This window comes from Kitasatospora sp. RG8 (genome assembly GCF_017813315.1).
In the GTDB taxonomy this organism is placed as follows: Bacteria; Actinomycetota; Actinomycetes; order Streptomycetales; family Streptomycetaceae; genus Kitasatospora.
In genome coordinates, this window is the sequence record NZ_JAGIYX010000011.1 from 68390 (window position 1) to 95098 (window position 26709).

Here is a 26709-nt window from a genome sequence, read left to right on the forward strand (position 1 = left end):
CGTGTCGCCCGTCAGGCGGAGGCCAGGAGCGCCTCCAGGGCCAGCGCCGTCTCCGGGTGGCGGCCCAGCAGCGCCGCTCCCGCCGGGGCCGGCCCGGCGGGAGCCCACTCCCCGGCGCAGCCCAGCAGGTCCGCCACCGCGTCGCAGGCCGCCGGGTGCGCCGCCAGCAGCGCGACGCCCCGAGCGGCCGACGCCCGCCCGGCCGGGACGGCGGCGGCCGGCTCCGGCTGCGCCCGCCACGGCGGCACCCAGTCGTCCAGCGCCGCCAGCCGGCCGGGGAAGACCCGCCCCGCCTCCCTGATCAGCAGCGGCGCCAGGTCGGCGCCGTCCGCGCGCAGGGTGGTGATCAGCGTCGGCAGCCACGGCAGCAGCACCGCGTCCGGCAGCCGCCCGAAGGCGTTTGACACCGCCTCCACGACGAAGTCGGTCAGGCCGGGTACGGGCTCCAGCGCGTGCAGCAGACCGCTCAGGTAGCGCGGATAGGCGGGCAGCACCAGCGGGTTGGCGAGCAGCTCGTCGCAGTGTGACCGCAGCTCCGCGCGGGACATCCCACCCAGGTGCACCTGCGCCGCCCACAGCAGCGCGACCTTCGACGGGTCCTGCGGATGCGACTGCGCGACGGCCAGCTCCAGCTGCGTCCGGTCGCACCCCAGCGAGAGCGCCAGGCCCTCCATGCTGAACAGGAAGCCCAGCATCGCCGCGACCTGACGGACCGTCGCGTCCTCGTCGGCGAACGCCGTCGGCAGCAGGGTGCAGTAGTGCGCGTACCCCGTCCGGACGAAGGACTCGATCCAGCCGGGCAGGACGGGCTCGCTGGTCCGGTAGAACGCCAGCAGCCGCCGCACCCGGCGCAGCACCTCCGGCGCGCCGTCGACGCTGCGCTCGGTGGCCAGTACCTCCAGGGCGCGGCTCCCCAGCTCGTGGGCGAGCCGGCGGCTGCGCAGGTAGAGCGTGGCGTCCTCGACGGCCTCCAGGACGACGGCCGCGGTGGCCTGCGGTGCGTTCGCCGTGCGCCGCAGGCGCTGCTCCAGGACCTGCTCGATGCTGACGCCCTCGTAGCCGAGCTCGATCAGCGCGCGCTGGTGGGTGCCGAGCGCGAGGTCCCAGGACTCCTGGATCGGGCGTTCGCCGAGCTTGCGCTCGCCCATGATCGGGCGGGCCGCGCCCTGCGGCAGCAGGTACCGCAGCATCCACAACACGTCGGAGCAGGGCTCCAGTTCCGGCTGGGAGGCGATGTCCAGGAGGGCCCGCTGCACGCCGCGCTGCTCCAGCTTGAGGGCCAGCGGTGCGAGCCGGTCGTGGACGTCGCGGGCCAGCGGCGGCAGCGCGTCGTAGCCGACCTGGCCGATCCGGTCGCCGCCCATCATGATCTCGACCAGCCGGGCGACGTTGCGCCGGCCCGGCACGGTGTCCTTCTCGATGCAGGTGACCGCCGCGTCCTGGAAGTCGTACGGCGTGGGCTTCGCCCGGTCGCGCATCCCGGCCAGCAGGATCGACGTCTCGAACACCGCGATGGCGTCGGCGGTGGAGGCGAGGTAGCCGTTGCGGCGGGCGGCGCGCACGATCTCCACCGACCAGCCGAGCAGCTCGGCCTCGTCCAGGCGGTCGAGCACCGGGGGCCGCCGCAGGAAGCCGGAGAGCCGGTCCTCGGGCGGCAGGTCCGGCCCGGGGGCCGCCACGGCTGCGGCCTTCCGGGCACGCGAGGGCTTCCGGGCGCCCGTCTGCCCGGCCAGCCGGAACGGCTGCACACCGGTGCGCTTGAGGTTCTTCGTCCAGAGCGTCGAGGCGATCGACACCGAGCCGGCGGCCAGCCCGAACTGGGCCTCGATCGCCGCGTGGCTGGACGGGATCAGGCCGTGCTGCCAGGTGGTGGCGGTGCGCGGGCCGATCTCGAACGTGTCGCTGCCCGCGACGCCGAACTCCGCGACCCGGCTGGCCGCGTGGAACGCGCCGCAGACGTAGAGGCAGTCCGCGGGATCCGTGCCGGTGGCGGCGAGGTGCTCGCGCATCCGCGTCCACATGTAGCGCTCGCGGTCCTCGTCCACCCGGACCCGCTGCCCGTCGCCGGGGGCCAGCCGCCGGAAGAGGCTGCCGATCAGCAGCATGACCTGCCGGTAGGTGTCGTGGTCGGCGTCGCCGAGCGGCAGCTCGACGTACTGGTGCCACCACTCCGACCAGTGCCGCACCTTGCCGTGGCGCAGCAGGTGCTCCTCCAGCTCGGCGAAGCGCGGGCGCAGGTCGCCGATCTCCACGCCGACCGCGTCGCCGTGCAGCGCGGCCTCCTCCTCGGCCGCGGGCGCGTCGGGGTCGGCGGGCCCGGAGTCCCCGGTGCCGCGCGGCTCCCACTGGAAGACGTGGTCCGAGGAGCGGTCGACCAGGACGAGTTCGACGCCCGGTGTGTCCAGCGCGTAGGCGATGGCCTGGTACTCGGCCGAGGCCTCGGTGATCGGCGCGACCACCGACAGCGGCGACCAGTCGGCAGGGAAGCCCTCGACCTCGGTGGCGAAGGCCTGTACCGCCACCGGGAGCCGGCAGTTGCGCAGCTCGGACAGGAGCGGTGCCATGTCCTCGCAGAGCTCCAGGTAGACCACCTTGGGCTGCTTCTCGCGCAGCCGGCGCGCCATCGCCACGGCCGAGGCGGGGGAGTGGTGGCAGACCGGGAAGATCTCCAGCGGCTCGCGCACCGCGCGGTCGACGTCGTCGACCAGGCCGAGCAGGATGCCCTCCAGTGCGTCCGGCCCGCCGGCGAACGCGGCTGCGGCCTCCTGGAGTTGGCCGCGCAGCGCGTCGAAGACGGCCGTCGGCCCGACGGCGCTCAAGAGAGCGTGGCGATCGCGTCGCGGCCGCCCTCCAGGAACTCCGGCCAGGGCCCGCCCTCGTCCTTGCTGCGCGGCTCGACCACGCCGTGCAGGTACTTGTTGAGGATGGCGAGGTCCTCCGGCTCGCGCCGGGCCAGCGAGCCGACCAGCGAGGAGGCCAGGGTCCGGGCGGTCAGTGCGCGCTCGCCGAAGAAGTTGCCGTGCAGGATGGCGTCCTCCAGCACGCCGATCTGCTCGGCGGTGGAGAGCGCCGACTCCAGCTTCTCGTCGTCGCTGCCGGCCGCGGCGGCCGAGGCGCGCAGGTCGCCGAAGCTCTGCAGCAGGACGTCCAGCAGCGTCGGCGGCACGTCGAGCTCGATCTGGTGACGGCGCAGCAGCTCCTCGGTGCGGAAGCGGACGATCTCCGCCTCGCTCTTGCGGTTCGTCACGACCGGGATCCGGACGAAGTTGAAGCGCCGCTTGAGCGCCGAGGAGAGGTCGTTGACGCCCCGGTCGCGGCTGTTGGCGGTGGCGATGACGGAGAAGCCGGGCTTGGCGAAGACGATGCCGTCGCTGTCCAGCTCGGGCACCGAGATGTACTTCTCGGACAGGATGGAGATCAGCGCGTCCTGGACGTCGCTGGTGGAGCGGGTCAGCTCCTCGAAGCGGCCGATCGAACCGGACTCCATCGCGGTCATGATCGGCGAGGGGATCATCGACTCCCGCGACTGGCCCTTGGCGATCACCATGGACACGTTCCACGAGTACTTGATGTGGTCCTCGGTGGTGCCGGCGGTGCCCTGCACGACCAGGGTGGAGTTGCGGCAGACGGCGGCGGCCAGCAGCTCGGCCAGCCAGCTCTTGCCGGTACCGGGGTCGCCGATCAGCAGCAGTCCCCGGTCGGAGGCCAGGGTGACGATGGCGCGCTCGACGATGCTGCGGTCGCCGAACCACTTCTGCTGGATCTCCCGGTCGAGGCCGTCGGAGCGCTCGGAGCCCAGCACGAAGAGGCGGACCATCTTCGGGGAGAGCCGCCAGGTGAAGGGCTTGGGGCTGTCGTCGATCGACTCCAGCCAGTCCAGTTCCTCGGCGTACTTGAGCTCGGCGGGGGCGCGCAGCAGGTCGGACATGCGGGGGGCCTTTCTGGGTGTGGGCCGGGGGAGTGCGGGAGGGGCCTGGGACGGCATCGGCACGCCTCAGGCGAGGAAGGTCTTGAGCTCGTGGACGAGCTTGCGGATGTGGCCGGAGAGCACCGGGGTGCCCTGGTCCTTGAAGCGTTCGCGGAACCACGGGTTGACGCTGGCGCGGCCGGAGCTGGTCACCGAGCCGACCGGGATGAACTTGGCCCCGGAGCGGTGGATCGCGGCCATGGACTCGAAGAGCTGCTCGCTCTGCCACTCGTAGAAGTCGGAGATCCAGACCACGACGGTGTTGCGCGGCTCGGCGATCTTCGGCTGGGCCAGTGCCATCGCGACCCGGCCGTCGGTGCCGCCGCCGAGGTTGGTGCGCAGCAGCGTCTCGAAGGGGTCGTGCACCCACGGGGTGAGGTCGACCGCCTGGGTGTCGTAGGCGATCAGGTGGACGTCCACCTTGGGCAGACCGGCGAAGATCGAGGCCAGGATGGTGCAGTTCACCATGGAGTCGACCATCGAGCCGGACTGGTCCACCACCACGATCAGCCGCTGCGGCGTCGTCTTCCGCGCGGTGTGGCGGTAGTAGAGGCGGTCGACGTAGAGCCGCTCCTCCTCCGGGCTCCAGTTGGTGAGGTTCTTCCAGATCGTGCGGTCGAGGTCGAGGTTGCGGAACACCCGCTTGGGCGGGACGGACCTGTCCAGCGCGCCGACCGTGGACTTCTCGACCTGGGTGCGCAGCACCTCGGCGACCTCGTCCACGAAGCGGCGGATCAGGGCCTTGGCGTTGGCCAGGGCGACGCCGGAGAGGTTGTCCTTGTCGCGCAGCAGCTGCTCGATCAGCGACATGCTCGGGGTGAGCTGTGCGGCGAGCGCCGGGTCGGCGAGCACCTCGCGCAGCCGCATCCGCTTGACGAGGCCGGCCTCGATGGCGCCGAGCTCCGGGCCGATCGCGGGGATCAGCGTGGAGAGGTCGGGCGTGGTGCCGCCGCCGCCCGATCCGCGCCCGGCCGTCGTGCCGCCGGGGCGGCCGGCCCGCAGCTCGCCGGGCTTGCAGCCGAGCGCCCGCTCCAGCCAGCCCGCGTCGGACTGCCAGCGGGCCAGCTGGCCGGCGGTCACCGCGCCGGAGCCGGTGCCGAACACGTTGAGCAGCACCTTCGAGACGAGCGCGGCCCGGCGCACCTCGGCGGCGCCGTCCCGTTCACCCCCGTCCGCCGCGGTCTCGTCGGGCACCATCAGGCCGTCGAACTCCTCGGCCAGCGCCGGGTGGCGCTGGACGACGGCGTCGACGGAGGCCTGCGGGTCCAGCAGGGCGGGCGGCAGGCCGATGGCCTCGACGACGGCCATGCTCGCCGACTCCAGGGCCGGCTGCTCCTCGTGGTCGAAGAGCCGGGCGAGCAGCCGCCAGTACAGCACCTGGCGGCGGTTCTCGTCCGCGTCCACCCCGGGTGCCGGATCCGGTGCCGGGCCGGGTGCGTGGTCGGGTGCGTGGTCGGTCGTCATTTGCGAAGGAGCCTTCCCGCTCGCTCCCGCAGCACCGTCACCGCGTCGGTGGCGGCCTTCTCGGCCTTCAGGCCGGTCTTGTCGGTGGTGCCGCCGGCCCAGGCGCCGGCGTGGACGGCGACGGTCTTCTTCTTCACGACGGTCTCGACGGCGAGCGGCTGGAGCAGGTACGCCCCGGTGTCCCAGCGCAGCAGGCCGATGCAGGCGCTCGACGCCGCGACGGCCTCGGCGGAGAGCGGACCGGCGGCCGGGATGCGGTCGGTGTCGACGGTGAGCCGGTGCCCGGCCAGGGCGAACGCCACGGCGTCGCCGTCCTGCTGGACGGTGTAGCCCTCCAGGAAGACCGGCAGGGCGATGCGGGCCGGGTGGCGGTCCAGGGGCGCCGTCGGTGCGGCGGCTGCGCCGGCCAGTGCGACGCGCGCGGTGGCGAAGGCGTCGGCGGCGGCGCCGGGCCGGGCGTGCTCGTCGTTCCAGAGCAGGTCGCCCTCGGCGGTCACCGGCATGCCGGTGAGCTCCATCGCCAGGCCCTCACCGGCGGCCGCCAGCAGCGACAGGTGGGGGCGGAGCAGCTGCCAGACGCCGGCGCCGACGACGGTGTCCGGCTTGGGCACCGCGACGCCGGCGCGCACCAGGCGGGCCGGGCCGCCGTCGGCGGGTTCGAACACCGCGTGGACCTGGGCCTGGGCGGCGGTGGCGTGCTCGTGCAGGTCGACGCCGAGCGGCAGCAGCCGGCCGGTCACGGTGGCGACGGCCGGTGCACCGGCGGCACCGGGCAGCGTCAGCAGCATCGCGCGGGACCAGAGGTCGGCCCAGCGGCGCAGCGGGATCCGCTCCAGGGTGGCGCCGGGGCAGGAGGCGGCCAGCTCGGCGGCGAAGCCGTCCAGCAGCGTCGCCAGGCGGCGCAGGGCCGGATCCGGCAGCATCGCGGAGACGACCGGGGCCGCGCCGGAGACCAGCTCGTGGTCGAGGCCCTGCCACCCGGCGCGCGCGAGGTCGGCGAGCCAGGAGCGGGCGGCGGCGAGCAGGTTCGGGGCCGTCGGCTCGCCCGTCACCGGGGCGGCGACGTCGCCGGGCGTCCGCCCGGTCGCCTCGTCGAGGCGGGCCGTCAGCGCGTCGTGGACGGAGCCGAGCAGTGCGGTGCGGGCGGCGGCGAGGGCGACGAGGTGCTCCTCGCCCGCGGCTCCGGCGGCGGCCTTTCCGGCCGCCTCGGCGACCCGTTCGGCGAGCGGCGATCCCGCGACGGCGTCGGCCAGTCCGGCGAGGCCGGTCGCCTGCGCGGGCTGCGGCCGGAGCAGGCCGCCGACGAGCGCCCGGTCGAAGGCGTCGACGGCCGCGAGGGCCTCGTCCAGCCCGTCGACCGGTTCGGTGAGGAGGTCCGTACGCATCACGCCACCGCCCTGGTGGTCGGGAACCAGTGGAGTTCCGGGAGCGGGTCGGTGGTGGGCGTCAGTTCGAGGTAGGCGAGGTGGCGCAGGAACCGGCTGAACACCGGCGCCGCCGCGGTGGCGTCCGCCTTGGCCGGCCGGGTGGCGGTCATCGCGGAGGTGATGCCCTGCGTGCTCGCCTCCCCGTGGGACGGCTCGACCCGCAGGTAGCGGGCGACGCGCTCGCCGCCGTACTGCAGCACGGCCTCGCCGATCAGGGCCGCGATGTGGTTGCAGAACGAGCCGCGGGCGCCGCCGCAGGGCCGGTTGTTGTTGGTGCTGCACGCGAACGCGTAGTCACCGGCGGCGACCGACGAGACGTAGACCCGTTCGATGTCCGAGCCGCTGGACACCACGCCCTGAAGGCGCCCGTCGGCGAGCTCGACGAACGGGACCTTGGCGAGTTTGCGTGGCCGCGCGGGCGGTATCACGCGTGCCGTGCTCGACTCCTCCCGGACTGACAACACACCATCTCCTTCACAACGAGGGGGCCGCCGCGCCGGACCGGCGGGCTGTGTTCCAGAAACCTACTCGCGGGCACTGACAGCGCCCGCAGGGCCCCTGACGTCGGCTCTCCTGCTCCGCCGGCCCCGCCGGGGCGTGGGCTCGGGTGACCGGCCGTCGGCCCGCACGCGAAACGGCCGGCCCGCCCCGGGACGGGGGCGGGCCGGCCGGGTGCGGCGCGGGTGCGGCGGTGCTCAGGGCGCCGTCCGGGCCGCGGCCACCGTCGCCCGGGGCGTCCGGGGTGCCCGCAGTGCGAGGCGGGCGTAGGCACGGACGTCGGCGTCGGGATCGGCGAGGCGGGCCCGGAGGGCCGGGGTGACGGCGGGGTCGGCGGCGGAGGCGGCGAGGGCGCGGACGGCGGCCTTGCGGACGTCCGCCTCCTGGTCGTCGAGCAGGCCGAGCAGCGGCGCGGGCGGTGCGGCGGCGGGCGGCGCGGCGGCGGCCAGGGCCGCGGCGGACGCCTTGCGCACCTGCCACGCCTCGTCCTCTGCGGCGGCCCCCGCCCGCGCGGCCAGTTCGGGCGGGCAGCCGATCCCGGCCGCGCCGGTGAGGGCGGCGGCGCGCACCAGCGGGTCGGGGTCGCCCGCCAGCCGGAGCAGGGCCGCGGCGGCGGCCGGGTCGCCGACGGTGCCGAGGCCCTCGCCGACGGCGACCCGGACCTCGCGGGCGGCGTCCCCGGCGGCGGGGGCGAGGGCGGCGGCCGCGTCCAGGGAGACCAGCCCGTGCACGGCCTGGAGCCGTACCGGGACGGCCGGGTCGGCGAGCGCGTCCGCGAAGAGCGGCACCGTCCCGGCCCGCAGCACCCGGGCCAGCTCCAGCACCCCGGCCCGCACCACCGGGTCGGACGAGGCCGCCGCCGGGAGGAGGGCCGCGCCGAGCGGGGCGTCCAGCACCTCGGCCAGTTCGCGCAGCCCGGCCACCGCCGCCGCCCGGACGGATGCGTCCGGATCGTCCAGCGCCCGCGCGAGGGCCGGGCCGGTGCCGTCCGGCGCGGTCTCCGTCAGCACGGTGACCGCGGTGCGCCGGACCTCGGTGGCCGGGTCGGCCAGGAAGGGCGCCAACTGCTCTGTCCCGGGCTGGAGTTCGGCGAGCCGGAGCAGGTCGAGCAGGCGCGGGGAGGCCGGCGTGTCGGCGGAGCCGCGGACCGGGGCCTGGGGCGCGGCCGTGCCGGTGCGGCCGACCGGCAGCGGGTGGACCTCGCCGAGGACGGTCACCGGGAGGGCGGGCGGCTCCAGGCCGTCGACCGGGACGAGGTACGGGGCGACGGGCCGGGTGAGGAACTCCATCGCGCCGGCCGCGTTCTTCCGCAGGTTGAGGTGGCTGAACCAGCGCTCGTCGTCCCGCCCGGGGTGGTCGACGCGCTCGTGGTAGAGGCCCCAGCGGCTCTCGGTCCGGGCGAGCGAGGAGCGGGCCGCCATCTCGGCGCAGTCCCGGATGAAGTCCACCTCGACGGCGCGCATCAGCTCGTGCGGGGTCCGGGCGCCCATCGCGGCGATCTCGCCGCGCATCCGCTCGACGTGTTCGAGTGCGAGCGAGAGCCGCGCGCCCGTCTTGGGCGGGGCGATGTAGTCGTTGACGAAGCGCCGCAGCTTGTACTCGACCTGCGGCTGCGGCGGCCCGTCCGGACGGCGCAGCGGGCGGTAGACCAGCTCGTGCGCGGCCGCGATCTGGTCGGGCGGCAACTCGGCCCGCCCGGACGGGAGATGGCCCGCGGCATGGGTGCCGGCCAGGTCGCCGAAGACGAACGCGCCGATCATGTAGTTGTGCGGGACGCAGGCGAGGTCGCCGGCCGCGTAGAGGCCGGGCACCGTGGTGGCGGCGTTCTCGTCGACCCAGACCCCGCTCGCCGAGTGCCCGCCGCAGAGGCCGATCTCGGAGATGTGCATCTCGACGTCGTGGGTCCGGTAGTCGTGCCCCCGCCCGGCGTGGAAGGTGCCCCGGCTGGGCCGTTCCGTGGTGTGCAGGATCGACTCCAGCGCCTGGACGCTCTCCTCGGGCAGGTGGGTGGTCCGCAGGAAGACCGGGCCGCGGTCGGAGCCGAGCTCGGCGGCGAACTCGGCCATCATCTGCCCCGACCAGTAGTCGGAGTCGACGAACCGTTCGCCGTGCCGGTTCACCTGGTAGCCGCCGAAGGGGTTGGCGACGTACGCGCAGGCGGGCCCGTTGTAGTCCTTGATCAGCGGATTGATCTGGAAGCACTCGATGCCGCTCAGCTCCGCGCCCGCGTGGTAGGCCATCGCGTAGCCGTCCCCGGCGTTGGTCGGGTTCTCGTATGTCCCGTAGAGGTAGCCGCTGGCGGGCAGGCCGAGCCGGCCGCAGGGGCCGGTGGCGAGCACCACGGCGCCGGCCGACACGGTGACGAACTCCCCGCTGCGGGTGTCGAATCCGGCGGCGCCCACGGCCCGGCCGCCGGAGGTGAGCACCCGGACCGGCATGACGCGGTTCTCGATGGTGATCCGCTCGCGCATGTGGCGCTGCCGCAGGACCCGGTACAGCACCTTCTTGACGTCCTTGCCCTCCGGCATCGGCAGCACGTAGCTGCCCGAGCGGTGCACCTGGCGGACCAGGTACTCGCCGTGCTCGTCCTTCTCGAACTTCACCCCGTACCGCTCCAGCCGCTGGACCATCGCGAACCCGCGGGTGGCGGTCTGCCGGACGGTGCGCTGGTCGACGATGCCGTCGTTGGCGCGGGTGATCTCGGCGACGTAGTCGTCCGGCTCGGCGCGGCCGGGGACGACGGCGTTGTTGACGCCGTCCATGCCCATCGCCAGCGCGCCGGAGTGCCGGACGTGCGCCTTCTCCAGCAGCAGGACGTCCGCCCCGGCCTCGGCCGCGCTGATCGCCGCCATCGAGCCGGCGGTGCCACCGCCGACCACCAGCACGTCGCAGCTCAGCCGCCGGGCCTCGGCGAGGTCGGGGATCTTCATCGGGAACCTTTCTCGGGTGTCCGGCGGCCGACGCCGGACAGTTGGGACAGCAGCAGTGCGCGCAGCGCGCGGACGGCCGGTTCGGTGCGGGCGGCGGGGTCGCGGGCGTACGGGACGTCGTGGACGGCCGCGACCGTCCCGCCGCCGAGGACGGCGACGCGGTCGCCGAGCAGCAGCGCCTCGTCGACGTCGTGGGTGACGAAGACGACCGTGCAACGCTCCTTCTCCTGGACGGCGAGCAGGAGTTGCTGCATCTCGGACCGGGTCCGCGCGTCCAGTGCGCCGAACGGCTCGTCCATCAGGACCGCCCGCGGTGCGCCGACCAGGGCGCGGGCGAGCTGCACCCGCTGCCGCTGCCCGCCGGAGAGTTCGCGCGGCAGCCGTCGTTCCAGCCCGGCCAGGCCCACCCGGCCGATCCAGTCGGCGACCGGCGCGCGCCGCTTCGCGCGCGGCAACCGCCGGACGGCGAGCGGGAGTTCGACGTTGCGCCGGACGTTCCTCCAGGGCAGCAGGCCGTCTTCCTGGAAGACCAGCGCCCGTTCGGCGCCGGGGCCGCGCAACTGCTCGCCGTCGGCGAGCAGTTCACCGCCGAGCGGCGGCAGCAGCCCGGCCAGGGCGCGCAGCAGGGTGGACTTGCCGCCGCCGGAGGCGCCGACCACGGTCAGCACCTCGCCCGGCGCGACGTCCAGGTCCACGCCGTCGAGCACCGGGTGCCCGGGGTGGCCGAGGCGCAGGCCCCGGGCGGTCAGCCGCAGACTCATACCCTCGCCTCCTGCCGTCCGGGCGCGACCGCCGTGACGGTGGCCGGCCCGGCCGGCTCCGTACGGGCCGGCGCCGTGGGAGCGCCCGCCCGGGCCGGCGGCAGCCAGGAGGTGAGCCGGCGGCCGAGCAGCTCGACCGCGCCCGAGGTGGCCCAGCCCAGCAGCCCGATGGTGGCCATCCCGACGAACACCCCCGGGTAGTCGAGCACCGTGTACGCGGACCACGTCCGGTACCCGACGCCGAACTGGCCCGAGACCATCTCGGCCGAGATCACGCAGATCCAGGCCACCCCGATCCCCACCGACAGGCCCCCGACCACGCCCGGCAGCGCGCCCGGCAGCACCACGCTCCAGAGCACCCGCCCGCGCCCGGCGCCCATGGTCCGGACGGCGTCCTCCCAGAGCGGGGGCACGGCCCGAACGGCGTGCCGGGTCGCGACCAGCACGGGGAAGAACGCGGCGGTGAAGGTGATGAACACGATGCCCTGCTCGTTCTCCGGGAAGAGCATGATCGCGACCGGTACCAGCGCGATCGCCGGGACCGGCCGGACCACCTCCAGCACCGGCCCGAGCAGGTCCGAGGCCCAGCGGGAGCGGGCGGTCACCACCCCCGCCGCCACCCCGAGGAGCGCCGCCAGCAGGAAGCCGCAGCCGATCCGCCGCAGGCTCTCGGTGAGGTCCTGCCAGTACTCCGCGGTGCCGAGCCGCGCGGCGAACGCCTGCCAGACCTGGACGGCCGTCGGCAGGTGGTCGAACCGCACCCAGCACTGCACCCGCTGCGCCGTCAGCAGCTGCCAGAGACCGACGAACGCGAGCAGCGAACCGGCCCGGACGAGCCGTCGTGCGGGCGTCATGACGCGGCCAGTGCTTCGTGGTACGAGAGCTGCCGGGCGCCGGGGTGGGCCGCCAGATAGGCCTTCGCACCGTCCTCGGTGGTGAACGGCAGCAGCGCGGCGGCGTCCTGCACCCACCAGTCCTTGTCCGCGAACCAGCGGGTGCCGGTGGCGGCGTCGGGGACGTACGCGGCGCGCACCTTCCCCGCCGGGTTCTTCAGCGCGCGCAGCAGGCAGCCGGGGTCGGCGGCGGGCCGGGTGGTCTCCTCGCCGTCGTACCAGATCTCGCCGGCCAGCCGCGGGTCCCCGACGGGCCGGCCGCAAACCGGGTCGGTGCCGGTGATCCGGGCCGGCGCGATCTCGGGCAGCCCGGCCTGCTGCTGGTAGGAGGGGTCGATGAACCTCTCGACGTCCAGCGCCTTCAGCACGCCCACCGACCGGAGGAACGGCACGTCCTCGCGCAGCGCGTCCAGCAGCTTCGGGTCCAGCGGCGTGGCGAAGGTGGCGATGCCGTTCGGGCCGTTGTAGAGGTGCACCACCTCGGGCGGCAGGCCGGTGGCCTCGGCGACCTTCCGGCTCGCGTCCAGCGGGTGCTCGTTCAGGTACCGGGTGGCCTCCGCCTGGGCGCGGAGGAAGGCCCGCACCACCTCCGGGTGTTGGGTGCCGTACTTCTGCCGGATCACCACGCCGTGCAGGGTCGGCCGGCCGAGCGCGGCGCCGTCGTACAGCAGCCGGCCGTCGCCGGCGAAGACCACCGCGCCGGGCCAGGCCACGAACTGCGCCAGCGCGTCCACCCCGCCGGCCTTCAACGCCGAGGCGCCGACGGCGGGTTGCTGGTTCTGCTTCTGGATCTCGGCGTCGGCCACGCCCGCCTTGGCGAGCGCCTGGACCAGGGTGCCGTCGGCGGCGGAGCCGACCGAGGTGGAGACCTTCCGCCCCTTCAGGTCGGCCAGTGTGTGCGCGCTCGAAGTATTCGGAACCACCACGGAGTTGAGGGCACCGAGCAGGTTGTATCCGGTCACCGAGACCAGCCGGGTGCCGGGCCCGCCGGCCTCCTGCGCGCGGGAGCCGTTGATCAGCAGCGGGTAGTCGCCCATCGAGCCGATGTCGGTCTTCTCGGCGAGCATCTGCGCGGTGATCGGCGCGCCGGAGTCGTAGTCCTGCCAGGTGACCTTGTACGTCCTCCCGTCCGTGCGCCCCTGCTCGGCGAGCTGCTGCTCGAAGTAGCCCTGGGCGCGCAGCAGGGTGCCGGCGGTCACGGTGTTGATGGTCTTCGACTGGTAGCCGACGACGACCTCGACGGTGGCGCCGCCGGCTCCGGGCGAGGACGAGCAGGCGGCCTCGGCGGCCAGCGTCGCGGCCGCCAGGAGGAATCTGAGCGGGCGTGCGGTGTACGGCATCTGACGGGATCCTCAGCGGAGTAGGTAGGGCATGTTGACGGTGACCGCGCCGGTCGGGCAGCGGGCGGCGCACGGGCCGCAGTACCAGCACTCGTCGACGTGCATGTAGGCCTTGTTGCTGTCCGGGTCGATGGCCAGCGAGTCCAGCGGGCACATCTCGACGCACAGCGTGCAGCCGTCGATGCAGAGCGAGGCGTCGATGGTCACGGGCACGTCGGAACGGTGGTCGGCGAGCGCCACGGGTTCCTCCTCAGGGGGTGTCGCGCAGCAGCCGGCCCTGCATGGTGATCCGGTCGCCGCGGAAGCGGACGTACTCCAGGTCCACGGGGCGTCCGTCGGCCAGCGCGGTCAGCCGCTCCAGCATCAACAGGGCGGAACCGCGGGGGACTTCGAGAACGGTGGCGGAGTGCGGGTCGGCGTTGACCGCCTCCAGGGTGATGTCGGCCCGGCCGAGCGGCCGGCCGGTGACCTCCTCGATGAGCCGGAAGATGTCCTGGCCGGCGAGGTCCTCCGCGACGAGCCCGGCGCCGATGTCGGGCGCCAGGTAGGTGAGGTCGAGCGAGAGCGGCAGGCCGTTGAGACGGCGCAGTCGCTCCACGTACACCACGTCCGAGCCCTCGGGCAGTTCGAGCCGGCGGGCGACCGGGCCGGGCGCGCGGACCGGCCCGAAGGCGCGGACCTCGTTGGTCACCTCGCCGTGCTCGTGCAGGGTCTCGGCGAGGCCCTGGAGCCGGTTCAGCCCGTGCGGCACCTTCTCCGCCACCACGAGCGTCCCCGAGCCGGGCACCCGGCGGACCAGGCCCTCGCCGCGCAGCAGGTCCAGCGCCTCCCGGATGGTGTTCCGCGAGGCGCCGAACTCCTCGGCCAGCCTGTCCTCGTGCGGAAGCTGGCCGTCCCGGTACGCCTCGCTCAGCACCTGCCGGCGCAGGACGTCCGCGACCTGCCGGGCGCGGTCGGCGCGCAGCCGCCGGGCACCGGCAGGGTTAGGGTTCTCGCTGGTCATCGGCACTGCTCCGGGCCTCGGGGTCGGGTTCGGCCTGAACCATAGGGCCCTACCAGCGGGTTTTTCGTTGCCACCGCATTACGCCACCTGACGCCCTGTCGAGACCCCTTCCCACCTGCGGAAAGAGCGTTCGGCCGAGCCGAACTGCCACCGGCGTGGACCGACCGCCGGGCCGGAGCCGGGCCGGAGCCGGGCCGGAGCCGGACCGTGGCCCGGGACCGCCGCCGGGGCTGCCGGGCCGATGCACCCCCGCGCCCGAAAGCCACCGCCGAGCCGGTACGCCACCACTGCGCCGGTACGCCACCACTGCGCCGGTACGCCACCGCTGGACCGGCACCCCGCCGCTGCGCCGGAACGCCACCGCCCGCGGCCACCGGGGGCTCCGGTGATCGCGGGCGGGGTCGTCAGACGGATGCGGCCGCCGTGCCGCCGGTACGCGTCACCGCCCCCCACACCGGGCGCCCCGCCGGGACAGCGAGCCGCCGGCGAGAGCGGCGCCCGCGACGGCCGCGACCACGCCGGCGGCCATCAGCCCGTTCCGTGACCGCCAGGACAGCACCGACCAGCGGGAGTTGGCGGACAGCAGCGAGCCGAGGCTGAACCAGGAGCCGGCGGAGAGCGCGGAGAGCGCCGAGCCGGCCGAACCGACCGACAGCACGCTGCCGACCGAGCCCACCGAGAGCACGGAGCCGACCGATCCGATCGACAGGGCCGAGCCGACCGAGGCGACGGCCAGGACGGAGTCCTTGGACCAGAGCGCCCACGTGGACGACGCGGACGACGCGGACGAGACGGACGACTCGCACGACGTGGACCTCGTGCACTTCGCGGACTTCGCGGACGACAAGGAAGCGGATCGCGTGGACATGCGCCGATCGTATGCCGGGGCCGGGCCGAACCGGCCGCTCCCACGGCGGGTCCGGGCCCGGTCCCGGCCCTCGGACACGTCCTCCGGGCGTGTCGGACTGCGACAGAAGGTGTCCCGGATCGACGGGGCGCGGCCGTCTTCGGCGGCGGCACCCTCGACCTGGTAGGGCTGCTAGTGGTTCCCGTGCCAGGAGCCCTGCGACTCCTCGCCGTCGGGCCCGATCCGCTCCGCCTCGATCCGCTCCGCCTCGATCCGCTCCGCCTCGATCCGCTCCGCCTCGATCCGCTCCGCCTCGATCCGCTCCGCCTCGACCCGCTCCGTCCCGTCCTGCTCCGTCTCGTCGTGCTCCGCCGCGGCGGGCAGGAGCAGGGTCGCCACCGCGCCGCCGTCGGGGTGGTTGGCGAACGTCAGGGCCGCTCCGATCACCCGGGCGTGGCCCTGCGCGATCGTCAGGCCCAGCCCGTGGCCGCGCCCGCGCTCGCGCGCACCGGTCCGGAACCGCTGGGGTCCGCGCCGCAACAGGTCCTCCGGGAAGCCGGCGCCGTGATCGCGCACGGTGATCCGCAACCCGTCCACACCCAGGAGCACGGGGCCGCTGCCGTGCCGGTCCGCGTTCACCAGCAGGTTGCCCAGGATGCGGTCCAGCCGGCGCAGGTCGGTGCGGACCACCGCATCGGCCTCGCCCGTCACCGTCACGGCCAGCCCCGTCAGCGCGACGGTGCGGCGGACCGCCCGTTCGAGCGGTACCGCCGACAGGTAGGGCGTCTCGGCGTCGGCGTCCAGCCGGGAGACCTCCAACAGGTCCTCCACCAGCGAACGCAACACCTGCACCCGGTCCCGGACCAGTTCGGTCGGCCGGCCCGGGGGCAGCAGTTCGGCTGCCGTCACCAGCCCGGTGAGCGGGGTGCGCAGCTCGTGCGCCACGTCCGCGGTGAACTGCTGCTCGTCCTCCAGCCGGCGGTGCAGCGCCCGGGACATCGAGTCGACCGCCGCCGCGAGGTCGGCGACCTCGTCCCGCCCGTCGACGAGTTCACCGATCCGGGTGTCCGTCCGCCCGCCGGCGATCCCGCGCGCGGCCGCCGCGGCGGTCCGCAGCCGGCGGCTGATCCGGTCCGCGACCAGCACCCCGCCCAGCACCGTGGTGAAGACCGAGGCGGTGACGGTGATCAGGATGATCCGGTCGAGGTCGGCGATGGCCTGCCGGTCCTGCGCGAAGTCCACCCGGACGGAGAGCACCCCGTCCTGGACCGGGCCGGCCGCCCACATGGCCTCGCCCTGCGGCCCGGCCGCCAGGAGGGACCCCTGCCGGCTGTCCGCCACCAGCCTGCGGAGCCGTTCCGGCAACGCCGGGTCGTTCACCGCGGCGCCCTGGCCGGCGACCTCGCCGCGCTTGTACGCCCCGAGTGACGATTCCAGCGCGGCCAGCGCGGACGCCCGGGCCTGGTCCATGTGCTGGCGCACCATCGCCTGGTGGACCAGCAGGCCGACCGTGACCGCGACCAGGACGGAGATCGCGGCGACGGCGGTGGCGATCTGACGGCGCAGCGTCATGCCGGGCGCCGCAGCTTGTAGCCGAACCCGCGCACCGTCTCGATCCGGCCGGCGCCGATCTTCGCGCGCAGCCGTTGCACGTGGACGTCCACCACCCGGGTGTCGGCGCCCCACTCGTAGTCCCAGACCCGCTCCAGCAGGCTGGACCGTTCCAGCACGATGCCGGGTGCGGCGGTGAACTCCAGCAGCAGCCGCAGCTCGGTCGGCGTGAGCGGGACGAGCCGGCCGTGCACCCGGACCTCCATGCTGTCGGTGTCCACCTCCATCCCGTCCAGGCTGCGCACCGTCCGCGCCGGGGGTTCGGCGGGAGCCGCGGGCGCCCCGGGAGGCGCGGGTTCGACCGGTGCCGTCGCCGAGCCCGGGACGCCGGCCGGCGCCGGGACGACTGCTGGGGCTGCGGCGACTGCGACGGTGGGAACGGCCGGGACGGGCGGCGCGGCCTCGGTGGCCGGCACCACCCGGACCCGGCGCAGCACCGTCCGGATCCGGGCCACCAGCACCGCGCTCTCGAACGGCTTGACGACGTAGTCGTCCGCACCGGCCTCCAGCCCCGAGACCACGTCGACCGGGTCGGTGCGCGCCGACATCATCAGGATCGGCAGCTGGCTCTCCTCGCGGATCCGCCGGCAGAGGCCGACCCCGTCCAGGAGCGGCAGCATCACGTCGAGCAGCAGCAGGTCCGGGCGGACGGCGTGGAACGCCTCCAGCCCCTCCAGTCCGTCGGCGGCGGTGGAGACCGGGAAGCCGTACCGCTCCAGGGCCATCCGGGTGGCCTCCCGGATCACCTCGTCGTCCTCGACGATCAGGATGTGCGGGTGGGCGGGCGGAACTGCGGCGTTCATGGCTTCGCTTCCGGGGCTGAGGTCGGACGGGCGGGCGGTGCCGGGACGGGGGTGGCGGTGCGGGGGGCGGTGCCCGCGCCGCCGGTGCCGTTCCCGGGTACGACGGTCCGGCCCGGGGGGACCGGCACGGCGGTCGGACGGACGGACGGGCGGGCCGGGTCGGGCGGTGCGCCGGGTGTCGCGGAGGACGTCACCGCAGGGTCGGTGCTGCCCTGGGCGGGGCCGGGGATCGGGCCGATCCCCTCCAGCTTCTGCTCCAGCAGGCTGAGCCGGACCCCGTCCCAGCCGTAGTGGCTTCTGGTCTGGGCGGAGACGGAGGTCGGTTCGTCCAGCCACAGGTCGGAGCCGACCGTCTTCGCGCTGAAGCCCTTCAGCACCTGGACCCGCAGCACCGGCAGCACGCGGTCCCCGGTCAGGGTGTAGACGTGCAGCACCGCCGCCGTGGCCGTGCCGACCGCGGTGACCAGCTCGGGCCGTCCGTCGCCGGTGAGGTCGCGGAACTCGGGGCTGCGGAGCTCGCAGCCGGGGCAGCCGTCGAGGGCGCGACGCTCGTCGGCCGTCACCCCGGGGTCCTTGGCCAGGAGGGCGCGGAGGTCGAGCGCCGTGAGGTCCTGGCCCGGCGCGGTGACGTCCGGGACGGGCTGCGGCGGCGGCTCGGTGGCACGGCCGCTGCCCTCCGGCGGTGAGGTCGGGGACGGAGCCGCCTCGAGGTCCGGCCAGAGCGGCTGGGGGACCGGGGGCGGGGTCACCCGCGCCGTCACGCCGTTGTCCCGCAGCTCGCCGGGCGTCGCGCAACCGGCCAGGAGCGCGGCCAGCCCCGCAGTCGCGACGGCCGCACCGGCCAGGGACGGCACACCGGCCCGCAGCCGGGCCGTCAATGCTGCTGCCACGGTCCGTGGCCTCCCTTTTGATCTGCGGCGATGCGCCGGTTCGTCCACGGTGACTAGGTCGTCCGAACAGGAGCCCCCGGTTCCGCCCGCGGCCCGGATGGTTGCGGACGGAACCGGGGGCGGCCGGGGCGGTCGGGCTGGCCAGGGTGGCCGGGGTGGCCGTGACACGCCGACGGCCGGCCCGGCCCCGGCCTCCCCTCTCACCCGGCCTTGGTGGCCAGGTCCGCCAGGATGATGATGTTGTCGGTCCAGTGGCCGTCCGGGCCGATCCGGCCGCCACAGGTGATCAGGTGCAGCTCGGGCGCCGCGGTGTCGCCGTAGACCGTCTCGGTCGGGAACTGGTCCTTCGAGGCCTGCAACAGCGTGCGGACACGGAAGTCGACCGTGCTGCCGTCGGCCCGCCTGACCTGGATGGTGTCGCCCGGGCGGAGCTTCGGCAGCGTGTGGAAGACGGCCGGGCCGTGCGCGGTGTCGTAGTGCCCGATCAGGACGGCGGGGCCGGTCTCGCCGGGGGTCGGACCGTTGCGGTACCAGCCGACCTCGCCGCCCCGGTCGGCGGCCGGCACCTCGACCGTGCCGTCGGCGTTCAGGCCGAGTCCGACGACCGGGGCGTCCACGCCGGCCGCCGGGACGAGCAGTCTGGTCGGCGGGGAGGCGGCGAAGGGCCGCGGGCTCGCGGGAACCGCGGGTGCGCTCGTGCCGGTGCCCGTGCCGGCGCCCTTCGCGGGCGTCGCGGGCGGATCGGCGGCGTTGTGCACGGAGGGTTCCACCCGCACCACGGGGGTGTGCCGGCCCGACAGCGCCACGGTGGTGCCGAGGACGAGGCAGAGAAGGCCGGCCGCGCCGAAGGCGGTCCGGCGCAGCCCGTCCACGGCCGTCCTGGAGGCCGGGCGCCCGCGGTGGGCCCCGGGGCGCCTCCCACGGCGGCCGGTCCGGTGACCGCCGTGCCCGGCGGGGTCCGTCCGTGCCGCCCGGTCCGCCGCCTCGCCGGTTCCAGGCCTCCCGTCGTCCGGCAGGGGCCCGCCGCCCCACCCCGGCACGTGACCGTGCGGGGGCGGGACGGCGGGGTGCCCGGAGGGCCCGGAACCGGTGTCAGCCGCGCGCACCGGAGCGGCGGCGCAGGAGGGCGAAGCCCAGCGCCCCGGCACCGACGGCGGCCACGGTGCCGCCGCCGACGAGCATGAGGCCGGAGTCGCCGGCCGAGCCGGAGCCGTCCCCGGCCTGGGCCGCGCCCTTGGGCACCTCGCGGACCTGCGGCGCGCCACCCCCGGCCGGTGCCGGCGCGGCGGGGGTGGCGGTGGTGACGGTGCCGTTGCCGGAGCCCGCGACGGCGGGTGCCCCGGGGCGGGACGGCTGGGGGGCGGCGGTCGGTGCGGCGCCGTTGACGGCCGGGGCGTTGGGCGCGCTGGGGGCGGCGGACGCCGGGGCCGGGGCCGGGGTGGGCTTCGTGCCTCCGTCGGCCCAGGCCGTTCCACCGGTGACGGTGGTCAGCAGCGCGGCCCCGGTGAGGGCGCAGACCGCCAGGCCCCGACGGGCGGCAAAGCGGTGGGTACGGCTCCTGGTCATGCGGTGTGTCTCCTTCGTCGTGGTCCGCCCCTGGCCGGGTTCGGCCGGGGCGTCGTCAGTGACGGTAGGAGGCGGGTGTCGCGGTCCCCGGCCGGTCGTGTCACGGGCGCCCATCGGCCGCTCATCGGCTGTGTAACGGCGGGCGCGCGCACGACGGCCGGGCAACGGCCGGCACGGTGGGGCGGGTGTCACCCCGCCTTCGTGGTGCCCTCCGGCTTCGTGGCCCGGAGTGAGTAGACCAGCGGGACGCCCCGCCCGTCGGGGAGGCGGAAGTGGCCGCCGTCGTGCTCGTGCAGGAACTCCAGGCGCAGGCCGGCGGCGGTCAGCGCGCTGACGACGTCGCCGACGCCGTGCCGCCATTCGTACGTCAGGTTGGCGGTGGTCGCGGCGTCCGGGTCGGCGTAGGTGCCGGGCTCGTCGAACACCATGGGGCTGCGGCGGAAGTAGTCGTCTTCGACGGTGCGGCCGTCCTCGGCGAGGACGTCGGCGACGGGGTGGTACTCGGCCAGGTAGAGGAAGCCCCCCGGAGCGACCAGGGCCGCCACCGTCCGCGCCCACCGGTTGACGTCCGGCAGCCAGCACAGGGCGCCGCGGCCGGTGTAGACGATGTCGAAGGCCCGTCCGTCGAGGGCCTCGACGGCGTCGTACACGTCCGCCGTGACGAACCGGGCGGTGCCGGCGCCGATCCTGGCGGCGAGGTCGCCGGCCACCTCCACGGCGGGTGCGGAGAAGTCGAGGCCGGTGACGGTCGCTCCGCGGCGGGCCCAGGACAGGGTGTCCAACCCGATGTGGCACTGGAGGTGGAGCAGGCTCTTCCCGCCGACGCCGCCGACCTCGGTGAGCTCGAAGTCCTGGAGCGTGTCGCCGCCCGCGACGAAGGAGGGGACGTCGTAGAAGCGGCCGGCGACGTGGATCGGGACGCGCTCGTCCCAGTTCGCACGGTTGGCCGTGCGCCAGTCGGCCGGGTCTGAGGTCGTTACCATGGCGGACAATCTAGTCAGCACCGCGGATGGCGTTCCATCAGATTTCGCGGGGGGCACCTGTGGAGGGGTGGTCGGCACCATGGCGACAGCGTCCGGACCGTCCGATTTCCGTGGCTTCGACCTGGTGCGGCGGGGCTACGACCGCGGCCAGGTCGACGGCTTCCTCGCCGCTCTGGAGACCGGGCAGGCGCCCGCGCAGCCGCCCCGGTTCAAGATCGTGTGGCGCGGCTACGACCGCGAGCAGGTGGAGGCACACGTGCGCGGGCTCCTGGGGCGCGCCTGAGGATTCCCGCCGGGCGCCCGACGCACTCCGCGCCGCCGGTTCAGGCGTCGGTCGGGAGGACCGGGGCGGGGCGGCGGGGCGGCGCCGTGCGGGGGTGGGCGGGGAGGGCGAGGGCGAGCGCGTCGGGGGAGTCGGCCGGGAGGGCGAGCGCGGCGGTGACCTCGGCAGGGAGGTCGCGCAGGCCGAGCAGTCCGGCGCCGAGGCGGGCGGTGGCGCGGTGCCAGTCGCCGATCCGCTGGAGCAGGGCGTGGCCGCTGCCGGTCACGGTGTAGCCGCAGACCCGGGCACCGGCCGCCCGGCCCCGCGTGGCGAAGCCGAGGGTCTCGGCGGGGGAGGTGACCTTGTCCCGGTCGCCGTGCAGCATCAGCACGTCCCGGCCGGCGAGCTGTTCGCACGGGTCCTCGGGCGGGCACCAGGGGGCGAGGGCGATGACGCCGGTGACGTTCGGGTGCCCGGCCGCGCGAAGGGCCGCCCGGCCGCCCATCGAGTGGCCGACCAGGACGGTCGGCACGTGGCCGAGCTCCTCGGCGAGGTCGCCGAGCGCGGCGGTGGTGTCCCGGGCGGCGTCGGCACGTTCGCCGTTCCAGCCCCGGTGGCGGTAGCGGACGGTGCCGATCGCCACCCCCGCGCCCGTCGTCTCGTGGCGCAGCGCGCGCAGGAACCCGTACATCCGCAGGCCGGGCAGGTTGAGCGGGCCGGGCCGGGAGAGGTTGTGCTCCTCGCCGCCGTGCAGGACCAGCACCGCGGCGGCCGGCCGCTCCGGCAGCTCGCGCCAGACGAGCGCGCGGTGCCCGCCCGCACTGGGCTCGCGGCCGGTTCTGACCGTGCCCGACGCGTCGTTCCTGCTCACCTGTACCGCCCCGCCCCGCCGTCCGTTCCGTGGACCGCCACTGTACGCCGCCGGTGGCCGGCGGGCGGGTCACCCGGGCGGCCCAGTCCGGCGGTCCGCTGCAGGACGCGTGCAGGGCGGCTCCGTCCGGGCCGGTCAGGGCGTGTGGGGGACCGTCGCGTCCGGGCCGGTCAGGGCGTGAGCAGGCCCTGTTCGCGCACCAGCCAGCAGATCGCGGTCAGCCGGTGCACCGCGTAGTCGTACCCCACCGGCTCCAGCCGGCCGGTCTCGCCGAGCGCGTCCAGGAGGCCGAGCGCGTAGTCCGAGAGCTCCGTGCGGTCCAGGGGCAGCGGCAGCAGCTCGGGGCCCTGCGCGTACAGCAGCTCGCGGATCTGGGCGGCGTGCTGGTCGACCGCGGCGCCGAAGCCGGGCCGGAGGGCGAACTCGGCGAGCCGCGGCGCGAAGGCCGCGACGATCCCGGGCAGCGGACAGCCGGCGGGCTGGTCGGGGGAGCCTCGGTGGGACTCGTCGGGCGTGGCGAACATCCGTCCACGGTAGGCGAGCCGGACGGCCCTCCGGGCGGCTCCGGCTGAGACCTTTGCCACCCCGCCGCGGACCCCCGGGGACCCTCCACGGGGAGGCCCCGGCCACCCCGTGGACCGCCGCCGTTCGCCGCCCCGACGCCCGCCGTGTCCGGCGAACCGCCGTGAGCGCGGGATGCTCTGTACCAGAATGGCCCGCATGGATCTTCGAATCTTCACCGAACCCCAGCAGGGCGCGAGCTACGACACGCTGCTGCGCGTCGCCCGGACCGCGGAGGAGCTCGGCACCTTCAGCGCCTTCTTCCGCTCCGACCACTACCTGAAGATGGGCGCTGTCAGCGGCCTGCCCGGCCCGACCGACGCCTGGATCACCCTGGCCGGCCTGGCCCGCGACACCAGCACCATCCGGCTCGGCACCCTGATGACCGCCGCCACCTTCCGGCTGCCCGGGGTGCTCGCCATCCAGGTCGCGCAGGTCGACGCGATGAGCGGCGGCCGGGTCGAGTTCGGCCTCGGCGCCGGCTGGTACGAGGAGGAGCACACCGCGTACGGCATCCCCTTCCCGAAGGAGAAGTTCGGGCGGCTGGAGGAGCAGCTGGCGATCGTCACCGGCCTCTGGAACACCAAGGCCGGCGACACCTTCGACTTCGAGGGGCGGTACTACCGGCTGACCGACTCGCCGGCGCTGCCCAAGCCCGTCCAGGAGCGGATCCCCGTCCTGGTCGGCGGCACGGGCCCGACCCGCACCCCGGCGCTGGCCGCCCGCTTCGCCGACGAGTTCAACATGCCGTTCACCTCGGTGGAGGAGAGTGCCGCCCAGTTCGGGCGCGTCCGAGCCGCCGTGGAGCAGGCCGGCCGGCAGCCCGACGACCTGGTGTACTCCAATGCCCTGGTCGCCTGCGTCGGCCGGGACGACGCCGAGGTGGCCCGCCGGGCCGCCGCGATCGGCCGCGAGGTCGGCGAACTGAAGGCCAACGGCCTGGCCGGCACGCCGGACGAGGTGGTGGAGAAGCTCGGCCGCTACGCCGCCGTCGGCACCGGGCGCGTCTACCTCCAGATCCTCGACCTGGACGACCTGGACCACCTGGAGCTGATCGCCTCCCGGGTCGCGCCGCAGCTGGGCTGACCGGCCCGGACGTCCGCCGCGCTGCCGTCGCCCCGGGGCGCCCCCGTCACCCCCGTCGCCGCCGTCACCCCCGTCGCAGGCCCGGCGTCGCCGGGCGCCGGTGCCCGGGTGGCGGCGGCGCGGTGCTGTGAGCGGACGGTGAAGGGACTCGGCCGGACCGCCGCTGACCACTAGTCTTTACTTCCTCTTGGAGGAGGGCAGGCTCCTTCGAAAGGCGGAGGCCGGGGAGTCAGGGGGGAGTGCCGGTGGCGAAGACGACGGTGCCGGGGGCGGGGCCCACCGGCACGGGACTGTCCGGAGCGGGCCTGCCCGGGGCCCAGGTGCCCGTGCCGCGATCCGCCGGCGGAGGCGCCCCGGCGAGGGCCGGCGGCCCGCCCGGTCCGCCCGGCCCGGTGCTGCGCCCGCGCGGACTGCACGACCTGCGGCAGAGCGGTCCCGGGCCGGCGCCGGCCGCGCTGCACTACCGGGCCGACGACCTGCTGGTCGTCTCCGGCCTGCCCGGCAGCGGCAAGAGCACCCTGATGCGCCGGTGCATCACCGCCCGGCTGGTCGACTCCCAGCAGGTGCGGGCCGAGTACGCGGCCCGGCTGCCCGGCTGGCTGCCGTACTTCGTCTACCGGCCGCTGGTCCGGGCCGCGCACTACCGGCGGCTGCGCCGCGCGGTGCTCGGCGGCGGCCCGCTCGCGGTGCACGACTGCGGGGCGCTGCCCTGGGTGCGGGGCTGGCTCGTCCGGGCGGCGGCCCGGCAGGGGCGGCGGGTGCACCTGATCCTGCTGGACGCCAGCGCCGACGAGGCCAGGGACGGTCAGCACGCCCGCGGGCAGCGGGTCTCCGCGTACGCCTTCGCGAGGCACCGCGAGTCCGCCCGGCGGCTGCGCCGCAGGCTGGCGGGTGCGGGGGAGCCGCCGGCCGGCTGTGCGTCGGCCGTGGTACTCGACCGGGCCGGTGCGCGTGCCCTACGGGAGATCGTCTTCGTGGCGTCGTAGTCTCGGCGAGGCGGTGCGGGGCCGCCCGCCGACCCGTCCGGGTGGCCCTCCGGGGCCTGCCGGGGCTTTCCGGGGCGGACGGGGTGTCAACTTTCGGACAACTCGGGGTCATCGCTGCGATCGCGCGACACGGGAAATGCTCCACCTGTGACCGGTGTCGATCGATCAGGCTTCCGGGTTATGTCCGAATTGTCGTCAGAACTTTCAGGCTGGAAGACAACTGACGCGTACACGCGGCCCTGCGTAGCCTTGGCTCGGCGGCTCCCCCAAACGGCCGCCACCCCCCACAACTCCCCCTCAGGAGCGCAGATGCGTCGTTCTGCCCGCGTCCCTTCGAGCGTTTCCCGCAGATTCCTCAGCGCCGCCGCCCTCGTCGCCGCGCTCGGGCTCACCCAGTTCGCCGCACCCGCCTCGTTCTCCACCGCCGCCGCCCAGGCCCCGGCCGGCCAGTGCGTCGGCGGTGACGGTGCGCAGAGCCAGGACGCGGGCGCCCGCAAGCCCGCGGGCAGCGCCGTCGGCCAGGAGCCTAACGCCGTCACCGACGCCCAGGCCAAGGCCATGGACGCGGACCTCCAGGCCCGGGTGGCCAAGCTGGCGAGCTCCTCCCAGGGCAGTACGCTGCTCGCCCCCGGCACGCTGGCCGCGACCACCACCATCCCGGTGTACGTCCACGTCGTCCACTCCGGGACGACGGGCAAGCTCAGCTCGACGGACATCAGCAAGCAGATCTCCGTGCTCAACGCCGCCTACAGCGGCCAGGGGGCGGGCAACACCGCCAGCCAGTTCCAGTTCCAGCTCGTCGGCACCGACTACACCGACAACGGGACCTGGTACAACGGCATCACCCCGGGCTCCTCGGCCGAGAAGGCGATGAAGACCTCGCTGCGCAAGGGCGGCGCCAACGCCCTCAACCTCTACACCGCCAAGCTCGGCCAGTCGCTGCTCGGCTGGGCGACGTTCCCCAGCTCCTACAAGGGGAACCCGAGCGACGACGGCGTCGTCATCCTCGACTCCTCGTTCCCCGGCGGCTCGGCCGCCAACTACAACGAGGGTGACACCGCCACCCACGAGGTCGGCCACTGGCTCGGTCTCTACCACACCTTCCAGGGCGGCTGCAGCGGCCAGGGCGACTACGTCTCCGACACCCCGGCCGAGAAGAGCGCCGCCTACCAGTGCCCCGCGGGCCGCGACACCTGCACCGCGACCGGCGTCGACCCGATCCACAACTTCATGGACTACACGTACGACTCCTGCATGACGCAGTTCACCCCCGGTCAGGTCGCCAGGATGTCCAACTCCTGGGCCGCCTACCGGGCCTGACGCGGCTCCGGCCGCCTGAATCCCTGGCGGGTGCGTGGGTGATGGGGCCCGCGCACCCGCCAGAACCATGCCCCGGCCCGGGCCGGGCTCAGCAGAGCGTCCGGATCTCAGCAGAACGTCTGGATGTAGAGCAGCGTCCGGCCGTCCTGGTCGGTGAACTCGTAGGCCAGGTACGACAGCAGCTCGTCGACGTCGTACCGGCTGCCGGCCTCCAGCCAGGCGCCCGGGCGGTCCGCCTCGGGGAGGAACGCCGGGAACCAGCGCTCCTGCTCGTCGTCGTAGGCCTCGCCCATGGACATCAGGTCGGCGCTCACGGCCAGCCGCTTGGCCCGTCGCGGGTCCAGCGGGCCCCGGGCCAGCGTCCAGCGGCAGCCGGCCGCATCGGTGAACCCGCGGTCGGCGACCGGCGACCGGGCGGGAACGGGGCTCGCGTCCCCCTCCGCCCGCTCCGGCGCCGACAGGGTCCCGGCGAATCCGGGGGTGAGATGCGGCTTCTTCGGCCTGTTCCTCGCCATCCGGTCAGGATCGCACAGACTTCGAAAGCGTTCGGCGCTCCCGGTGTGGCAATCAGTGGTGGAATATCCCTTTTGATCTATGTTCTGGGAGACAGAGGCTGGTGAAGCCGAGGTAGCACTCGAAC

Annotated in this window: 25 protein-coding genes and 1 pseudogene; 4 read left to right on the plus strand and 22 right to left on the minus strand. The window is 75.0% G+C overall.

Features of this window, described 5'->3' with window-relative positions:
* Positions 1–11: 11 nt before the first annotated feature.
* The 19 genes and pseudogenes from J5Y04_RS18390 to J5Y04_RS18480 all read right to left on the minus strand — a co-directional run bounded on the left by J5Y04_RS18390 (position 12) and on the right by J5Y04_RS18480 (position 20983).
* Positions 12–2819 carry a DUF5682 family protein gene (locus J5Y04_RS18390; protein ID WP_209413133.1) on the minus strand — a complete coding sequence of 936 codons (2808 nt, stop codon included), beginning with the start codon at positions 2817–2819 and terminating at the stop codon, positions 12–14.
* Positions 2816–3928: an AAA family ATPase gene (locus J5Y04_RS18395; RefSeq protein WP_209413134.1), complete on the minus strand. Its 1113-nt coding sequence runs from the start codon at positions 3926–3928 to the stop codon at positions 2816–2818. The genes J5Y04_RS18390 and J5Y04_RS18395 overlap by 4 nt, the downstream gene beginning before the upstream one ends.
* A gap of 66 nt (positions 3929–3994) precedes the next feature.
* Positions 3995–5431 (minus strand): VWA domain-containing protein, encoded by a 1437-nt coding sequence (locus tag J5Y04_RS18400; RefSeq protein WP_245205018.1) that lies wholly within the window; start codon positions 5429–5431, stop codon positions 3995–3997.
* Entirely contained in the window at positions 5428–6846 is a 1419-nt protein-coding gene (locus J5Y04_RS18405) for a hypothetical protein (protein ID WP_209413264.1), read from the minus strand. Before J5Y04_RS18405 ends, J5Y04_RS18400 begins: the two co-directional genes overlap by 4 nt.
* Complete coding sequence (locus tag J5Y04_RS18410) at positions 6816–7319, minus strand: hypothetical protein (protein WP_209413265.1); 504 nt, start codon at positions 7317–7319, stop codon at positions 6816–6818. The genes J5Y04_RS18405 and J5Y04_RS18410 overlap by 31 nt, the downstream gene beginning before the upstream one ends.
* A 234-nt stretch (positions 7320–7553) precedes the next feature.
* Positions 7554–10286: a fumarate reductase/succinate dehydrogenase flavoprotein subunit gene (locus J5Y04_RS18415; protein WP_209413135.1), complete on the minus strand. Its 2733-nt coding sequence runs from the start codon at positions 10284–10286 to the stop codon at positions 7554–7556.
* Complete coding sequence (locus J5Y04_RS18420) at positions 10283–11047, minus strand: ABC transporter ATP-binding protein (RefSeq protein WP_209413136.1); 765 nt, start codon at positions 11045–11047, stop codon at positions 10283–10285. The genes J5Y04_RS18415 and J5Y04_RS18420 overlap by 4 nt, the downstream gene beginning before the upstream one ends.
* A complete protein-coding gene (locus tag J5Y04_RS18425; protein WP_209413137.1) occupies positions 11044–11901 on the minus strand; it encodes an ABC transporter permease in 858 nt (285 codons plus the stop codon). Before J5Y04_RS18425 ends, J5Y04_RS18420 begins: the two co-directional genes overlap by 4 nt.
* The gene (locus J5Y04_RS18430; RefSeq protein ID WP_209413138.1) at positions 11898–13280 is read right to left on the minus strand and encodes an ABC transporter substrate-binding protein; all 1383 of its coding nucleotides are present in this window, start codon (positions 13278–13280) and stop codon (positions 11898–11900) included. The genes J5Y04_RS18425 and J5Y04_RS18430 overlap by 4 nt, the downstream gene beginning before the upstream one ends.
* 12 nt (positions 13281–13292) lie before the next feature.
* Positions 13293–13520, minus strand: a complete 228-nt coding sequence (locus J5Y04_RS18435) for a ferredoxin family protein (protein WP_209413139.1) — start codon at positions 13518–13520, stop codon at positions 13293–13295.
* Positions 13521–13530: 10 nt separating this feature from the next.
* A complete protein-coding gene (locus J5Y04_RS18440) occupies positions 13531–14283 on the minus strand; it encodes a GntR family transcriptional regulator (RefSeq protein WP_209413140.1) in 753 nt (250 codons plus the stop codon).
* A gap of 439 nt (positions 14284–14722) precedes the next feature.
* Entirely contained in the window at positions 14723–15151 is a 429-nt protein-coding gene (locus tag J5Y04_RS18445) for a hypothetical protein (RefSeq protein WP_245205019.1), read from the minus strand.
* Positions 15152–15217: 66 nt separating this feature from the next.
* A pseudogene (locus J5Y04_RS42925) lies at positions 15218–15316 on the minus strand (family 1 glycosylhydrolase); the annotation flags it as partial.
* A 6-nt stretch (positions 15317–15322) separates the two neighbouring features.
* On the minus strand, positions 15323–16702 hold the full coding sequence (locus J5Y04_RS18455; protein WP_209413141.1) for a HAMP domain-containing sensor histidine kinase: 1380 nt from the start codon (positions 16700–16702) through the stop codon (positions 15323–15325).
* The gene (locus J5Y04_RS18460) at positions 16699–17544 is read right to left on the minus strand and encodes a response regulator transcription factor (protein WP_209413142.1); all 846 of its coding nucleotides are present in this window, start codon (positions 17542–17544) and stop codon (positions 16699–16701) included. Before J5Y04_RS18460 ends, J5Y04_RS18455 begins: the two co-directional genes overlap by 4 nt.
* Positions 17541–18434, minus strand: a complete 894-nt coding sequence (locus J5Y04_RS18465) for a hypothetical protein (protein ID WP_209413143.1) — start codon at positions 18432–18434, stop codon at positions 17541–17543. Before J5Y04_RS18465 ends, J5Y04_RS18460 begins: the two co-directional genes overlap by 4 nt.
* Positions 18435–18634: 200 nt before the next feature.
* Positions 18635–19306 carry a class F sortase gene (locus J5Y04_RS18470; protein ID WP_307853178.1) on the minus strand — a complete coding sequence of 224 codons (672 nt, stop codon included), beginning with the start codon at positions 19304–19306 and terminating at the stop codon, positions 18635–18637.
* 220 nt (positions 19307–19526) lie between these two features.
* Complete coding sequence (locus tag J5Y04_RS18475; protein ID WP_209413144.1) at positions 19527–20000, minus strand: hypothetical protein; 474 nt, start codon at positions 19998–20000, stop codon at positions 19527–19529.
* A gap of 188 nt (positions 20001–20188) precedes the next feature.
* Positions 20189–20983, minus strand: coding sequence for a bifunctional 2-polyprenyl-6-hydroxyphenol methylase/3-demethylubiquinol 3-O-methyltransferase UbiG (locus J5Y04_RS18480; RefSeq protein WP_209413145.1), 795 nt, complete (start codon positions 20981–20983; stop codon positions 20189–20191).
* Between the two features lie 79 nt (positions 20984–21062).
* Between J5Y04_RS18480 and J5Y04_RS18485 the strand changes: the two genes are divergently transcribed.
* Complete coding sequence (locus J5Y04_RS18485; RefSeq protein ID WP_209413146.1) at positions 21063–21266, plus strand: hypothetical protein; 204 nt, start codon at positions 21063–21065, stop codon at positions 21264–21266.
* Between the two features lie 40 nt (positions 21267–21306).
* On the opposite strand, the gene J5Y04_RS18490 is transcribed toward J5Y04_RS18485, so the two are convergent.
* Positions 21307–22116 carry a serine aminopeptidase domain-containing protein gene (locus J5Y04_RS18490; RefSeq protein WP_307853179.1) on the minus strand — a complete coding sequence of 270 codons (810 nt, stop codon included), beginning with the start codon at positions 22114–22116 and terminating at the stop codon, positions 21307–21309.
* A 170-nt stretch (positions 22117–22286) separates the two neighbouring features.
* Positions 22287–22640, minus strand: a complete 354-nt coding sequence (locus J5Y04_RS18495) for a DUF6401 family natural product biosynthesis protein (RefSeq protein ID WP_209413147.1) — start codon at positions 22638–22640, stop codon at positions 22287–22289.
* A gap of 196 nt (positions 22641–22836) precedes the next feature.
* Here J5Y04_RS18495 and J5Y04_RS18500 point away from each other — a divergent pair, with 196 nt between their 5' ends.
* The 3 genes from J5Y04_RS18500 (at position 22837) to J5Y04_RS18510 (ending at position 26069) form a co-directional block, all read left to right on the plus strand.
* Positions 22837–23763: an LLM class F420-dependent oxidoreductase gene (locus J5Y04_RS18500; protein WP_209413148.1), complete on the plus strand. Its 927-nt coding sequence runs from the start codon at positions 22837–22839 to the stop codon at positions 23761–23763.
* Between the two features lie 245 nt (positions 23764–24008).
* Positions 24009–24749: an AAA family ATPase gene (locus J5Y04_RS18505; protein ID WP_307853180.1), complete on the plus strand. Its 741-nt coding sequence runs from the start codon at positions 24009–24011 to the stop codon at positions 24747–24749.
* Between the two features lie 309 nt (positions 24750–25058).
* Complete coding sequence (locus tag J5Y04_RS18510) at positions 25059–26069, plus strand: zinc metalloprotease (protein WP_209413149.1); 1011 nt, start codon at positions 25059–25061, stop codon at positions 26067–26069.
* A 107-nt stretch (positions 26070–26176) separates the two neighbouring features.
* Here the strand turns inward: J5Y04_RS18510 and J5Y04_RS18515 are convergent, their stop codons facing one another.
* Entirely contained in the window at positions 26177–26584 is a 408-nt protein-coding gene (locus tag J5Y04_RS18515; RefSeq protein ID WP_209413150.1) for a hypothetical protein, read from the minus strand.
* Between the last annotated feature and the right edge of the window lie 125 nt (positions 26585–26709).